The organism is Petralouisia sp., assembly GCF_056822245.1.
This window is the reverse complement of sequence record NZ_JBQIOP010000046.1, coordinates 1-13195: the sequence shown is the minus strand read 5'-3', so window position 1 is coordinate 13195 and position 13195 is coordinate 1. Positions and strand designations below refer to the sequence as shown.

Below are 13195 nucleotides of genomic sequence, written 5' to 3'. Positions count from 1 at the left end.
CGTTCAAACACACTTGACAAATAAACGCTCGTTTACTATAATGCAGACATGTAAACGAGCGTTTACTTGCAGGAGGTGTGAAAATGGCTAATACAAAAGAAAATATTTTAGTAACCGCTCTTAGACTGTTCGCCCAAGATGGCTATGAAGCAGTTTCTGTGAGTAAGATTGCGGGAGAATTGGGCATGACAAAAGGCGCACTATATAGACACTATAAAAATAAGCGCGATATTTTCGATAAGATTTTTGAACATATATGCCAATTAGACATTGAACGATCTAAAAAAGCAGGCATTCCAGAAAAAGAATTTGATGGAACCACAGAACTTTTTAGGAATACTTCAATACAAAGCGTTAAGGCATATATGGAGTCTCAATTTCATTATTGGACAGAGGATGAAATTGCTTGCAATTTTCGCAAAATGTTGACATTGGAACAGTACAGAAATTCCGAAATGACAAGCCTTTATCAAAAAGTTTTGGGAAATGGCCCTGTCAGTTTTATCGAGGATTTATTTCGTGAAATGATGGAACAAGGAGTTTGGTGTAAAGGTGAGCCAAAGCAAATGGCGGTTGAATTTTATGCTCCCTTTTATCTGTTATTAACTATTTCAGATGCGGCACATGATAAGGAAGAAAGAGAAGAAATTGAAAATCTCTTTACAGCGCATATGGATCGTTTCATAGAAAAATATGCAATAACGGACGGCTATGCTGAAAAAGGCTAATTGTTGAATTAACAGATAACGTAAAATAGGAATGTGAGCATATGGAATTTGAATGGGCTTTGTGCCCTGTTTGCAAAAACAAGACACTCTTGAAATAGAGAGAAGATACATTTTTAAGAAACTACCCTTTGTTCTGTCCAAAGTGTAAACAAGAACGAATTATTTCAGCGGAAAACTTAAAGATAGTCGTTATTGAGGAAACATCTGGTTTTCCGAAAATATAATAATTTACAAAGTCCAACGAAAGTTGTGCTTATAAAAACAGGAGGATTTTTATGTATAAGAAATATTTATTATCGGAGATTGTTTGCTAACCGGGAGGTTTGCGTAAAATCAATCTCTACCAAACCTCCCAAAAGGGCAATTACCAAAACTTTTAGGAGGATCAATTTTCATGAATAGAGAAAACAAACGGAAACAATATGAAAAAGGGTACTATCGTACTCATGCTTGTAATGACAGTTTTACCTGCAAAGTTTGTGGCAGGCTTGTTGTGCCAGCAGGTGCCGGAAGTGATCACCGCAATCATTGTCCAAACTGTTTGCACAGTCTCCATGTAGATATAGAACCTGGCGACCGTGAGTCTGATTGCGGTGGTATTATGGAGCCGATAGCGGTATGGGTACGTAAAAATGGTGAATGGGCAATTATCCACCGTTGCCGTAGATGTGGACAACTTTCATCTAACCGAATAGCAGCCGATGACAATCCCATGAAACTAATGTCAATCGCCATGAAACCCGTAGCACTTCCACCATTCCCGCTTGAAAAAATTGAAGAAATGACAGATTTAATGGCTGGAGATGGAAAGTTAAAGTAAATATAAAACTATACAGAGCAAGACGCAGAGCCAATAACACGCAAATTAAAATGCGGTTATCGGCTCTTTTTCTTGGGAAAGAAATGGCAACCGCTAGGGCGGTATTGCCGTGTCAGATTTTATCTTTGCTATATAAGCTAAATTCAAAAAGGAGGCGATTTTTATGTGGAATCTTATAGCACACTTTCTGACCTTTACTTGCGGTATGTCTGCCGGCGTTGTACTGATGTGTATTTTGCAGGCTGGAAAGCGAGCGGACGAAGAATTTGAACAAATGCAAAGGAGGAATCGTGTAAATGAGCATGGATGCAACGAAGGAACAATTTGAACATGTGGAGCTGTTTGGAAAACCGGCTCTGTTTACAAATTCGCGGATGGATGTGAGTACAGTGCCGCTGGGCTTTTACTGCTATAACCTGCGGGGTTCGGACAATGATCCTGGCAGGCCGGTAACATTGGAGTTGTATGTAGGTGTCAACCATGCGGGTACTGTCCTGACTCCTGAACCGGTCAAGATTCCAAAGAGCGGTTATAAGCGTCTGCGGGATGGATTGAATTTCCTGGGCGACGAAATCAGCTTGAAAGAATTCTGTGCGGAATACAAACTTCAATACTGCCCCCGCTTTGAGATATGTCCTGCTTCCAATGATGAGGCAGGCATTTTTTATGCACAGACGCCAGATCAAGATAAACAGATGGGCGCCATCGGTCATGTCCGCATTGACTTTGGAGCAGGCGGTAAGGAATTTTGGCATACCTGGCACCCGCGCGGGGAAGAAAGTCTGAACAGCGCCGCTTTTAAAAAAGAATTAGGCCAAGTGGTCGATCAGCTTAGAGACAGTGTTTTGAAGGACTTAAATTCCATGAGCCGCTTCTGCTACAGCCACGGCGGGGCAATCGAAGGCGGCTGGCGGCAGAATTATGGATATGTAGTGGAGACAGAGAATTACCGCTACTGTCTGCGCTGCTCCCCCGGACAAGGGGATTACCATGCCTATCTTACCTGCTTTGACCGAAACATCCAGCGGGAAAATCTGGTAAAGGAAACCACCGCAGCCCTTGGCGGGTGTGCTGACAGCCAGAAAAAAGGCGTGGCGGAGCAGCTTTCCAGCCACCGACAGCAGATACAGGAAAAAGACACGATGAAACCCAAAACAAAGCAAATAGGCCGAAATAAACCGGAGCTATAAGAAATGGAGGTTACAGGAATGAAATTAGTAATTGCGGAAAAGCCCTCTGTCGCCATGTCGCTGGCGGCGGTTCTGGGTGCGAATGAGAAAAAAGACGGCTACATGGAGGGCGGCGGTTATCTGGTAAGCTGGTGCGTGGGGCACCTTCTGGAGCTGGCACAGCCAGAGGCCTACGGGGAACAGTACGCCAGATGGCGTTATGGCGATCTGCCGATCCTGCCGGAAGAATGGAAATACGAAGTACCGAAGGATAAGAAAAAGCAGCTTGACCTCTTATGCCGGCTGATGAAAGACAAACGGGTGGAATCGGTTGTATGCGCTACTGATGCCGGGCGTGAGGGCGAGCTGATCTTCCGTCTGGTCTATGAGTATGCCGGATGCAGCAAGCCGATGGAACGCCTCTGGATTTCCAGTATGGAGGACGCAGCGATCCGTGATGGGTTTGAACACCTGCGTCCTGGCAGCGATTACGATAAACTCTATGACGCGGCGGTCTGCCGAGCCGGTGCTGACTGGCTGATCGGCATTAACGCCACCCGGCTTTTTTCTGTCTTGTATGGCGTCACGCTCAATGTGGGGCGCGTCATGTCACCCACGCTGGCCCTTCTGGTACAGCGGGAGGCGGATATTCAAGCATTTACGAGCAAGCCCTTTTATGTACCGGAGATCACCTGCGGCGGCTTTGTTTCCTCCGGCGAAAAGCTGCCGGATAAGGCCGGAGCTGAAAAAATCTTTATGGATTGTGACGGGCAGGCTGCTTCGGTGCTGTCCGTGGAGAAACAGGTCAAGACAGTACAGCCGCCCCGCCTATACGATCTGACAACCTTACAGCGGGAATGCAACCGTATCTATGGGTATACAGCTCAACAGACCCTTGACTATGTACAATCCCTCTATGAGAAAAAGCTGGCGACCTATCCCCGGACGGACAGCCAATATTTAACCGAGGATATGCAGGCAACCGCTACCTCCCTGATTCTCTGGTTGCGGGACAATATGCTTTTTGGAAAGGGCTGCGCCGGGGAACCGGATATTGACCGCATAACGGACGGCAGCAAAGTCACCGACCATCACGCTATTATTCCTACGGTGGAGATTGCCCGGACGGATTTATCGGAGCTTCCTTCCGGGGAGCGGGATGTACTGACACTGATCGCTGCAAGGCTGCTTTCTGCCACGGCCCAGGCCCACCGGTTCGAAGCGGTAACGGCGGTTTTGGACTGCCAGGGCAATTTCTTCACAGCAAAGGGAAAAACCGTATTACAGGCCGGATGGAAGGAAGTGGAACGTCTCTACCGAATGGGATTAAAAGAATCCAAGCCGGAGGATAACGAGAATACGGATGTCTCCCTTCCTATGCTGCAGGAAGGACAGTTATTTGAAACGGTCTCTGCCAGCGTCCGGGAGGGCAAAACTTCCCCGCCGAAGCACTATACGGAGGATTCCCTTCTGGCGGCTATGGAAACCGCTGGCGCCGAGGATATGCCGGAGGATGCCGAGCGCAAGGGATTAGGCACCCCGGCCACCCGCGCTGCTACTCTGGAAAAGCTGGTATCTGCCGGTTTTGTGCAGCGGAAGAAAAAGCAGCTTATCCCCACGGAAAAAGGTACGAACCTGATTCTGGTCCTGCCGGATAACATCAAATCGCCCATGCTCACCGCGGAATGGGAATCCATGTTAAAGCAGGTGGAGCGCGGCGAAGTTCCGGCAAAAGATTTCATGGATGGGATCGCAGATATGAGCCGGGCGCTTGTCAAAGCCCATACCGCTCCGGAGAAACGTTTTGCCGGTCTGTTCCCAGATGCAAAGAAAAATGGGCGTGAGGCTGTCGGCACCTGCCCCCGCTGCGGCGAAACCGTATATGAGGGCAAAAAAGGGTTTTTCTGCGACAACCAAAGCTGTTCCTTTGCCCTCTGGAAAGATAATAAGTTCTTTTCCGGAAAGAAAAAATCCATAACAAAGTCTGTTGCGGCGGCCCTTCTGAAAGAGGGCCGCGTTTCTATGTCCGGGCTTTACAGCGAAAAGACGGGAAAAAACTATGACGCGGTGGTGCTGCTGGATGATACAGGCGGCAAATATGTAAATTTCAAGCTGGAATTTCCGGCTAAGAAAGGCAGGAGGAAATGAACGGGCCTCCCTTACGGGAATTAACCAGGCAGGAACGGGCGGCAATCCGAAGGCTGGTGACAGACCTTTGCGCCAACTTTGACAATCAGGAAAAGCTCTGCCTCCCCTTAGACTGCCCCTGTTACATGCTGCATAAATGGTGGACCGGCTCTTTCTGCCGGTACTTTCAAGAGGCGGTGCTGCCGGTGGACCCGGCACTGGAATCTGCCATTACAGGTGAGGACACTTCCCTGAAACAGAAAACTTGCCCGGTCTGCGGCAGGGCATATCTTCCCACCACCAGCCAGGCGTATTGTTCTGATTCCTGCCGTGCTTTCGCAAGACGGAAATCCGAGCGGGAGCGCAAACGCAGGGAACGGCTGAATAAGAGGTGATGTGTCCGCAACTTAACCAAAAAGAGGCTTGATTATTAAGGCTTTCAGGCTCCGGTTTGAGGGGGATCTATATTAGAATACTCCCAGCCTCCAAAATGAAGTTAAGTTGCGGACAAAGGCGCTTTGAGGGCGCTTATTTTTTGCTTTCTCAGGGATGACGCCAAACCTAACGATCTGGCAGATCGTTCCCTTCGGGAACGGCTGCGCGGCGTTGCCGCTATCAGAAAACAGTCAGGAGGGATGCTTATAGAAAAAATACCGATCACGGCGGATATTATGCGGATCGATACAAAGACGCAGGCCATTGACATGCAACAGATCAATAACCGGCGCTTTCTGTATAATCCCATAACCGCCGTTCTTGTGCTGGGACGGCAGTATGGAAAAGCCAAAGGTTTACCGGCCAGCCATGCCGAGGAACTTGCCGGCACCGGGATCACAAAAGATTTTGATGATTTTGTCCGGGGCTGGATCGGCACCGGCGGGGACTATCCCAAAGGGGTGATCCACTTCGCGCCTTGTGTGGACGAGAGAAATATCAAGCTGTTTGACCGGGCTTTTGACACACTGAAAATGTTTCAGGAAAATGGCGCGCTGGCGGGCACGGTGGTCCGTGGCTTCGGAGAACGCTGGGAGCAGCCGTTATCCGATATTTTTACGGACATGAGGGAACTGGAGCAGAAACCCTCTGTCCGCAAGCAGCTAAAGAAACAGCCGGAGGCAAAAGCCACCCGGCAGAAAACCAATCATCAACAGGAACGATAGGAGGCGATTTTTTGAATATCAACACGATCACAACCGATGACCTGCGGCGCATGGAGGGCAGAGACGGCCTGATCTTGCAGGGCTGCGGCGGGGATTTGAGGGAATGGGTGAACGGGATCAACGAGATGTTCACCGAGGCTGGCATTTTGAAGGACGGCAGTAAATTTGAGGATGTTTCCACTTTCCAGTATGGGGAGCTGACCTGTCTGCTCTACCCTTTCGAGGATGTAAAGCTGGACATTGGGAAACTTGCCATGTGGCGTTTACAGACCCATGAGAATTTCGGGGGTACCTGGCTGTCCGATTTTGTACCAAACCGTTTGGGCGGTTTTATCGGGGAACCTTCGCCGGAGCCGGAAAAGCCGGATTGTGCGCTGATCGGCCAGGACGGTAATATCTTCAACCTGGTAGGCATTGCGGCCCGTACCCTGCGGGAGCATGACCTGAAGGACCAGGCAAAGGAAATGAAGGAGCGGGTGTTTGCTTCCGGCAGTTACGGGGAGGCGCTTTGTATCATTGGTGAGTATGTCAATATCACGGATTCCGAAGCGGCGCCGGAGCACAGACCTTCCCTCCGGCAGCAGATAAAAGACGCAAAGCAGACGGAGACACCCCAAAAACAGAAACCATCAAAACAGCAGGAACGATAAGGAGGATCAGAATGGGAAAAGAAACAACCTACGGCGTATGGGCGGTGCGCAGCGGCGCTTCTATCTTCGGCCATGCCGAGGCGTGGTGCAAGGAGGATGGAAAGCCTTTGGAATTTGACGCCCACGAGGCTGCGGAGGCTTACGCCAGAGAAATGAACAGCAAAACCAACGCCAATGTTCATTATTATGCACAGGAGAAAGAACCAGAACCGGGCGCCGTCAGAAAGACTTCCGCACAGGCGCAGCCGGATTTGGATGCCCGTGCCCATGAGGAAGTGACGCCGAGAAATGACGCAGCGGAGAAACGGAACGAGATTCCCGGCAGACAGATCATGCCGGAGGCGGACCCGCTGGTGCAAATCCGCTCTGCGGTCCACAGCAATTATGCGGGCATGGTCGCCATGCTGGGCGCAGATAACCGGGTGTACCTGGGCCGTGAGGAACGCTGCCACTATCAGGATATGCAGGCGTCCTATTATGATAATCAGGACGGCTCCCTGTGCTTTGTCTGCGACCAGCCGGATATGTACTATTTTCTTTATAGGGAGGGCTGGGCGCATACCCAGGCGGAAATGCTGGAGCGCGGCCTTACCCTGCGCCAGTATGAGGAATTTGCAAGGCTTCGGGACGGCGTGCTTTCACAGTTTACGCCCCATAGAGAAATCCTGTTTGCCGGGCAGCCTTTCCAGGCGCCCGAAAGCTATCTGCGCAATGCGGAGCTTTACGAGGAAGGCCAGACCGGAAATTACAATATGCTGGATGGCAGACTGAATAATGAACCTCCGGAACGCCCTGATTTGACGGACGGTCAGACTTATGAGGAAATCCGGGAACTGGCGCCGGAAACATTGCCGGAGGAAAAGCCTTCCCTGATGGAACGGCTGAAGGCAGACCGCCCGGAGCATGAAGCAAGGCAGGCAGCGCCGCTTATGGCAGAGAGGGAACGCTGATGGGTGCGGTAAGGTTCGAGGGCGTGGATATACTGGACAGCCTGGAGCAGATCATGGAGCTGCACACGCAGCATTATAAGGATGATTTTGACCTGGATAAAGAGCTGATTCCAAAGCTGGCCGTATCAGGGGAACCAGAGGACCGGCACCTTCTCTGGCTATCGCGGCCCTGCGGCACCTATACCCTGCGGGAATGGGAGGTCTATCTGGAGGGCAGCCATGCAAATAAAGTGTGGAAGTTCTACCATGAACAGACGAAAGACCCGGTCCTTGCTTATGCCCTCTCTATCAAAGATGTGCTGGACGGAAAAGTGATCGGGAATATCTATCCGCTGGATTATGGGTCGCATGTGGAGCGGGTAAAGCTGCTGACCTGCCCTATTGGAAATGTAGCTGTTGCTTTCGAGGATGGAACCAATATCATAATTCCCTACCAGGACCGGAGGCGGCTTATGAACGAGCTTATGCCGCTGCATGGGAGCCCAAAGTCAATGACCGAGCTGCCGGAGAATGAGCGGGAGCTTGCCATAATCCTGAAACGGGAACGGCTCAAACGCTCTTACCATGCCACAAACGGCGATATAAACGAGTATATTGACGGCCTGAAAAAAGGTACTCTGCGTGGAAAGCTCAAAGAGTCCCGGGCAGCCGCCATTTCCGCTCATAAACCGCCTTTCCCTTCCCCCAAAAAGGAGCCGGAACGATGAAAGCCGGGCATAACAAAAAATCCGTCCGGGTGGAATTCGTTATGTCTAAACAGGAGGCGGAGCTGGTAAAAGGGCACATGGCGGAACTCGGCATTACCAACCTCTCCGCGTATCTGCGCAAGATGGCAGTAGACGGTTATATCATCCATCTGGATATGAGCGACATCCAGGAAATGATACGGCTTCTTCGCATCTGCTCCAATAACTTAAACCAGTACGCCAGACGTGCCAATGAGACAGGGAGTATTTACGCCGCCGACGTGGACGATCTGCGCACCCGCCTGGACAGTTTGTGGGATGGCATGGATAAGCTGCTGCGGGGATTTGCGAACATTTCATAAACAGGCACGAAAGCGGTTGCTTTTCTCAGGCTGGCACGATAGAATTTCTATAAGGGCAAAACTGCCCTATTGAAAGGAGGCGGAGCGTATGCGCCTGATTGGTAAATTGCTGGCACTTCCCCTTGTGTTAGTAACGGGGATTCTCTATTTGATGTGTAAATTTCTTGTCGCAATTTCCGGCGCTGTGCTGGGAATTCTATCAGGAATTGTTTTTCTGGCGGCGCTGGTGCTATTCTTCATTGCCGGGTTCTGGCCGGGGCTTTCATGGCTGGTGATTGCGTTCCTGATCAGCCCCTACGGTCTGCCAATGGCGGCGGCCTGGCTGGTGGGGATTATCGGCGGAGCAAACAGCGCGTTAAAGGATTTTGTATTTGGTTAAGCAGTTTCGGCGGGGCTCATTGGCAGCCCCGCCCTTTTTCTATAATTATGGCTGTCTGTCATGGCAGCTTTTTTGATTGGAGGAATTTGATTGAAAGATACAACACCAATTTATTTTCACTCGGCAGCCTATGCGCATGAGCATGGGGAACTGGATCAGTACCGCACTTCCCACAAAGCAAACATTGCGTGTAAGGAGGCAATCGAACAGGCCATTGCGGACAACTACCGGGATAACCGTTTAGGCCCCGCATGTGTGCAGCAGGTCTTACAGCAATTTGATTCTGGCCGGATTTTCTATGTCCTTGCCAACACGGTCCGGCAGAAAGAGCATGACGGGCGAATTTCCCATGATAATAAAGCCTGGGCGCAGACAATCCCGGTCTGTGAGGATAAAGACGGTTTCGGATATGACCGGAATGTTTCCTTTGTTGTAGACCGCAGCCATACAGGGCTGATGGATTTATTTCTCACGCAGGCAAGACGGGAGTATGCGCTGGCACAGGAGAAGCCTTCTGTCCGTGACAGTCTGAATAAAAGCGCCGGGCAGCAGGCGGCTCACAGTGATAAACCGAAAATCAAAAAAGAACAGGCACGATAACAGAGCCGGTTTTACAGTAAGGGGGTGATGGGATGGCGACTACACGGCTCATGCCGCTGCACGTTGGGAAAGGCCGGGATGTTTCCACGGCGATTGCGGACATCATTGATTATGTGGAGAATCCGCAGAAAACCGATTTTGGAAAATTCATTTACGGGTATGAGTGCGACACTCGGACCGCTGATGCGGAGTTTCTTTTATCCAAGCGCCAGTATGCGAACCTGACCGGACGTAACCGGGGCGCGGATGATGTGATTGCCTACCATCTCCGGCAGGCGTTCAGGCCCGGCGAGGTCACGCCGGAAGAAGCGAACCAGATTGGGCGGGAGCTGGCATTGAAACTAACGAAGGGAAACCATGCTTTTGTTGTCTGCACCCATGTGGATAAACACCATGTCCATAATCACATTATCATAAATTCTACCACGCTGGACTGCCAGAAAAAATTCCGCAACTTCTGGGGCTCTACCTGGGCGATCCGGCGCATGAATGACAAACTGTGCCTGGAGCATGGGCTTTCCATTGTAGAGAATCCGAAACCCAGCCGGGATCATTACGGCACATGGATGGGAAGTCAGAAACAGCCTTCCCATCAGGAACAGCTACGATGGGCTATCGATGCTGCCCTGGAAGAAAAGCCGAAAGACTTTGAAGAACTTTTGAAGAAGCTGGAGGCGGCTGGGATGGAAGTCAATCAGGAACGAAAGTACCTCCGTTTTCGCCTGTCACCGGAGCATAGATATACCCGATGTGACACGCTAAAGGGCGACTATACCGAGCAGGCCATCAAAGAACGGATTGCCGGCACCCAGACGGTGAATCCTCGCCGTACCTCTCCCCAAAAGCCGGTTTCCAAAGTCGGGCTGCTGGTGGATATTGAGGCGGCGATCCGTTCCGGCAAGGGGCCGGGGTATGAACGCTGGGCGAAGGTATTCAACTTAAAGCAGCTCTCCCAGGCGGTGATCTGGCTCAAAGAGCATGGCGATATGAGCTATGAGGATTTGCAGAAAAAATCAGACGCCGCTACCGCCAGCTTCAATGCGCTGTCGGTACAGATCAAGGAGCTGGAATCACAGATGACCGCCAACGGAGAGCTGCAGAAACAGATTGTAAATTATGCCAAGACGCGGGCAATCTATGTGGAGTACCGGAAAGCCGGGTACAGCAAAAAATTCCGTGCGGCACATGAGACGGAAATTCTTCTGCACCAGGCGGCGAAGAAACACTTTGACGAATTGGGGATCACAAAGCTACCATCCGTCAAGTCTCTGCGTGAGGAATATACCGGACTTCTGGAGCAGAAACGGAAAGCCTACTCTGCTTACAAGCAGGCCAGGGCTGATATGAAAGAGCTTTATAATGTTAAAGCCAATGTGGACTATCTGTTGGGCGAGTCTGTGATGGAACGGGAGCGGGATAATGCACGCCAGTGATAGTTTTGTGTTTTTAATCAGATTGCTTAAATTATAATTCAATGTTCTGGAAAGAAATTTTTCAAAAACTATTGACTTTGACGTTCCGTCATACCTTAGAATGAGGTTACAAAATATTGAAAGGAAGTACAAAATATGAGCATCCTAAAAGTACAGGCCGTTCGTTCTGACGGTATCTACAGAAAAATCATGGAAGCGCCAGTTTCTAAAAAAAATGATATTTATCGCTATGAAATGATGAAGCCTTTTGAAAAGAAATGGGCCTGCTACAATGTGCCGATGAAGGCTGCACAACCGAATGGCTATGATGTTATTATGGCAAGTGGTATGTTAGGTTTTCTTCTGCCAGAAAAAATTGATGAAACATGGGCCCAAGGTATTACACTGTTAGACGATAACCAATTTTGGGATAACTGTCAAAAGTCTATCGAGCGGTCATTAAAGTGTTTTTCCGATGCTGGAATTGAATTTCCTGTGAAAGAATATCTATACACTGTTTTGCTGGCTGACCCCCAAAACCCTTATTCGATAATGAATGACAATTACTGTGGTGATGGTGGTATTCCCGGCTACATTTTTACATGGCTTGTTCCATCTGAACACACTAAGAGCAGACTTCCCGTAGCGTTGGCACATGAAACAAATCATAATGTCCGTTTCCAGTTTATAAAATGGCACAATGACATTACTCTTGCTGAAATGATGATAAGTGAGGGCCTTGCTGAAAACTTTGCTACTTACCTATATGGTGAGGAAAATGTAGGGCCGTGGGTAAGCAAGACAGATATGGGAACTTTGAACGGATATATCAAACCCATCATCCGGGAAGGGCTGGATGTACAAGGCTTAGATAACCTGACAGCATATCTATATGGTGATGAAATGGCTCAAATGCAAAATTATTTTCCTGTTGGTTTACCCTATTGTGCTGGATATGCTTGTGGCTATCATATGATAAAATACTATCTGAAAAAAACAGGAAAATCTATAATTGAAGCTACCATGACACCTGCTGATGAAATACTAAAAGAAGTGGAGGAATTTTGGAATGAATTCTAAAAAAATGATGATTCACGAGGTTGCAAAGCTGACCGGCATTACGATACGTGCTTTGCATTACTATGATGAAATCGGTCTGTTGGAACCTACCAAAGCAGATAAGACAAAATATCGTTTATATTCTGAAAATGATTTAGAGAAGTTACAACAAATTCTATTTTACCGTGAAGTGGGGTTTTCTCTAAAAGAGATCAAGGCATTATTATCAGCGCCCGTATATAATAAACGAGAAGCGTTAGAAAGACATTTAGATCTTCTAAATCTTAGAAAAAAGAAAATAGAGGGACTTATTTGCTTAGTCAACGATACTTTGGCCGGAAAGAGTGATTACTCTTTTACAGCATTTTCAAATGCAGAAATTTCTGCTCTACAAGAAAAATATAGGAATGAAGTTATCGAACGTTGGGGCAGCACCCATGAGTATCAAGAGTATTCTTCTTTTTTTTCAGCCAGAGCCGAAAAAGAGAGAAATCGGAAGTGGAATGATTTTTTAATATATTCCCAAAATGTCTTTGAACGATTGGCGGAATATAAGGCAGAAACACCTACTCTACCCGCCGTTCAATCTATTGTTGCAGAGTGGCAAGAGTATATTTCTGAAAACTTCTATCCCTGTTCGGATGATATGCTGATGTATCTAGGCGAACTCTATCAAACAGACGAACGGTTTGCCGAGTACATCAACAGATTTGCTACATGGAATGTTGCAGAGTTTTTTTTTGAAGCAATTAAAGTCTATTGCTGTAATCGCTAATAACCTATTGTATCTGCCCGGCGGCGGAAAAGAAAAACGTTGCTGAGCAGCCCCTTTCCCCCGCTCATATTACATTTTACTGACGGCGGCTTTGAAAAATCAAGGCCGCCATGCCGTTTTTCTATTGCTATGATAAGGTTTTTCCCTTTTTCTATCTTCATGTATGAAGATTTCAGCGTTACAACGGAACGCGCAGCCATCACCGCAGGTGATGATCTCTGGGGTTTGGGGATATGTCACCAACAAGCATTTTGGCAGGAATACCGGAAACGGATTCCTGCCAAAATACGCAATCTTACGGAAGATTGCATTGCTTGC

General features: G+C 48.6%; 17 protein-coding genes and 1 pseudogene. 17 read left to right on the top strand and 1 reads right to left on the bottom strand.

Going from position 1 to position 13195, the window contains the following annotated elements:
- Positions 1–83: 83 nt before the first annotated feature.
- From ACTO17_RS15560 to ACTO17_RS15480, 17 genes and pseudogenes are all read left to right on the top strand, one after another.
- Positions 84–728: a TetR/AcrR family transcriptional regulator gene (locus tag ACTO17_RS15560; protein ID WP_065550914.1), complete on the top strand. Its 645-nt coding sequence runs from the start codon at positions 84–86 to the stop codon at positions 726–728.
- A 110-nt stretch (positions 729–838) separates the two neighbouring features.
- Positions 839–952: pseudogene (locus tag ACTO17_RS15555) on the top strand (cysteine-rich KTR domain-containing protein); the annotation flags it as partial.
- Positions 953–1122: 170 nt separating this feature from the next.
- Positions 1123–1548, top strand: coding sequence for an RNHCP domain-containing protein (locus ACTO17_RS15550; RefSeq protein ID WP_065550915.1), 426 nt, complete (start codon positions 1123–1125; stop codon positions 1546–1548).
- A 163-nt stretch (positions 1549–1711) separates the two neighbouring features.
- On the top strand, positions 1712–1876 hold the full coding sequence (locus ACTO17_RS15545; RefSeq protein ID WP_084414946.1) for a DUF3789 domain-containing protein: 165 nt from the start codon (positions 1712–1714) through the stop codon (positions 1874–1876).
- Positions 1845–2738 carry an LPD28 domain-containing protein gene (locus tag ACTO17_RS15540; RefSeq protein ID WP_482558572.1) on the top strand — a complete coding sequence of 298 codons (894 nt, stop codon included), beginning with the start codon at positions 1845–1847 and terminating at the stop codon, positions 2736–2738. The genes ACTO17_RS15545 and ACTO17_RS15540 overlap by 32 nt, the downstream gene beginning before the upstream one ends.
- An 18-nt stretch (positions 2739–2756) precedes the next feature.
- The gene (locus tag ACTO17_RS15535) at positions 2757–4865 is read left to right on the top strand and encodes a DNA topoisomerase 3 (RefSeq protein WP_482558571.1); all 2109 of its coding nucleotides are present in this window, start codon (positions 2757–2759) and stop codon (positions 4863–4865) included.
- Positions 4862–5239 (top strand): cysteine-rich VLP protein, encoded by a 378-nt coding sequence (locus ACTO17_RS15530; RefSeq protein ID WP_213540063.1) that lies wholly within the window; start codon positions 4862–4864, stop codon positions 5237–5239. The genes ACTO17_RS15535 and ACTO17_RS15530 overlap by 4 nt, the downstream gene beginning before the upstream one ends.
- Positions 5240–5362: 123 nt before the next feature.
- A complete protein-coding gene (locus tag ACTO17_RS15525; RefSeq protein WP_482558570.1) occupies positions 5363–6004 on the top strand; it encodes a hypothetical protein in 642 nt (213 codons plus the stop codon).
- 50 nt (positions 6005–6054) lie between these two features.
- Positions 6055–6654 carry a hypothetical protein gene (locus ACTO17_RS15520; protein WP_482558577.1) on the top strand — a complete coding sequence of 200 codons (600 nt, stop codon included), beginning with the start codon at positions 6055–6057 and terminating at the stop codon, positions 6652–6654.
- A gap of 11 nt (positions 6655–6665) precedes the next feature.
- Positions 6666–7604 carry a DUF4316 domain-containing protein gene (locus ACTO17_RS15515; protein WP_482558569.1) on the top strand — a complete coding sequence of 313 codons (939 nt, stop codon included), beginning with the start codon at positions 6666–6668 and terminating at the stop codon, positions 7602–7604.
- Positions 7604–8311 (top strand): hypothetical protein, encoded by a 708-nt coding sequence (locus tag ACTO17_RS15510; RefSeq protein ID WP_213540059.1) that lies wholly within the window; start codon positions 7604–7606, stop codon positions 8309–8311. The genes ACTO17_RS15515 and ACTO17_RS15510 overlap by 1 nt, the downstream gene beginning before the upstream one ends.
- Entirely contained in the window at positions 8308–8652 is a 345-nt protein-coding gene (locus ACTO17_RS15505; RefSeq protein WP_482558568.1) for a plasmid mobilization protein, read from the top strand. Before ACTO17_RS15510 ends, ACTO17_RS15505 begins: the two co-directional genes overlap by 4 nt.
- Positions 8653–8740: 88 nt before the next feature.
- Complete coding sequence (locus tag ACTO17_RS15500) at positions 8741–9031, top strand: CD1845 family protein (RefSeq protein WP_482558567.1); 291 nt, start codon at positions 8741–8743, stop codon at positions 9029–9031.
- A 90-nt stretch (positions 9032–9121) separates the two neighbouring features.
- Entirely contained in the window at positions 9122–9631 is a 510-nt protein-coding gene (locus ACTO17_RS15495) for a DUF3849 domain-containing protein (RefSeq protein WP_482558566.1), read from the top strand.
- A gap of 32 nt (positions 9632–9663) precedes the next feature.
- A complete protein-coding gene (locus tag ACTO17_RS15490; protein ID WP_482558565.1) occupies positions 9664–11064 on the top strand; it encodes a relaxase/mobilization nuclease domain-containing protein in 1401 nt (466 codons plus the stop codon).
- A gap of 135 nt (positions 11065–11199) precedes the next feature.
- Positions 11200–12123: a DUF2268 domain-containing putative Zn-dependent protease gene (locus tag ACTO17_RS15485; protein ID WP_482558564.1), complete on the top strand. Its 924-nt coding sequence runs from the start codon at positions 11200–11202 to the stop codon at positions 12121–12123.
- Positions 12113–12877: a MerR family transcriptional regulator gene (locus ACTO17_RS15480; protein ID WP_213540053.1), complete on the top strand. Its 765-nt coding sequence runs from the start codon at positions 12113–12115 to the stop codon at positions 12875–12877. The genes ACTO17_RS15485 and ACTO17_RS15480 overlap by 11 nt, the downstream gene beginning before the upstream one ends.
- Positions 12878–12976: 99 nt before the next feature.
- Here the strand turns inward: ACTO17_RS15480 and ACTO17_RS15475 are convergent.
- A partial coding sequence (locus tag ACTO17_RS15475) for a hypothetical protein (protein WP_482558563.1) occupies positions 12977–13195 on the bottom strand: 219 nt, incomplete at its 5' end.

Bases quoted from the DNA above. Each gene is read 5' to 3' on its own strand.
- ACTO17_RS15560 (WP_065550914.1), top strand. From the start codon at position 84: ATGGCTAATACAAAAGAAAATATTTTAGTAACCGCTCTTAGACTGTTC.
- ACTO17_RS15550 (WP_065550915.1), top strand. From the start codon at position 1,123: ATGAATAGAGAAAACAAACGGAAACAATATGAAAAAGGGTACTATCGT.
- ACTO17_RS15545 (WP_084414946.1), top strand. From the start codon at position 1,712: ATGTGGAATCTTATAGCACACTTTCTGACCTTTACTTGCGGTATGTCT.
- ACTO17_RS15540 (WP_482558572.1), top strand. From the start codon at position 1,845: ATGAGCATGGATGCAACGAAGGAACAATTTGAACATGTGGAGCTGTTT.
- ACTO17_RS15535 (WP_482558571.1), top strand. From the start codon at position 2,757: ATGAAATTAGTAATTGCGGAAAAGCCCTCTGTCGCCATGTCGCTGGCG.
- ACTO17_RS15530 (WP_213540063.1), top strand. From the start codon at position 4,862: ATGAACGGGCCTCCCTTACGGGAATTAACCAGGCAGGAACGGGCGGCA.
- ACTO17_RS15520 (WP_482558577.1), top strand. From the start codon at position 6,055: ATGGAGGGCAGAGACGGCCTGATCTTGCAGGGCTGCGGCGGGGATTTG.
- ACTO17_RS15515 (WP_482558569.1), top strand. From the start codon at position 6,666: ATGGGAAAAGAAACAACCTACGGCGTATGGGCGGTGCGCAGCGGCGCT.
- ACTO17_RS15510 (WP_213540059.1), top strand. From the start codon at position 7,604: ATGGGTGCGGTAAGGTTCGAGGGCGTGGATATACTGGACAGCCTGGAG.
- ACTO17_RS15505 (WP_482558568.1), top strand. From the start codon at position 8,308: ATGAAAGCCGGGCATAACAAAAAATCCGTCCGGGTGGAATTCGTTATG.
- ACTO17_RS15500 (WP_482558567.1), top strand. From the start codon at position 8,741: ATGCGCCTGATTGGTAAATTGCTGGCACTTCCCCTTGTGTTAGTAACG.
- ACTO17_RS15490 (WP_482558565.1), top strand. From the start codon at position 9,664: ATGGCGACTACACGGCTCATGCCGCTGCACGTTGGGAAAGGCCGGGAT.
- ACTO17_RS15485 (WP_482558564.1), top strand. From the start codon at position 11,200: ATGAGCATCCTAAAAGTACAGGCCGTTCGTTCTGACGGTATCTACAGA.
- ACTO17_RS15480 (WP_213540053.1), top strand. From the start codon at position 12,113: ATGAATTCTAAAAAAATGATGATTCACGAGGTTGCAAAGCTGACCGGC.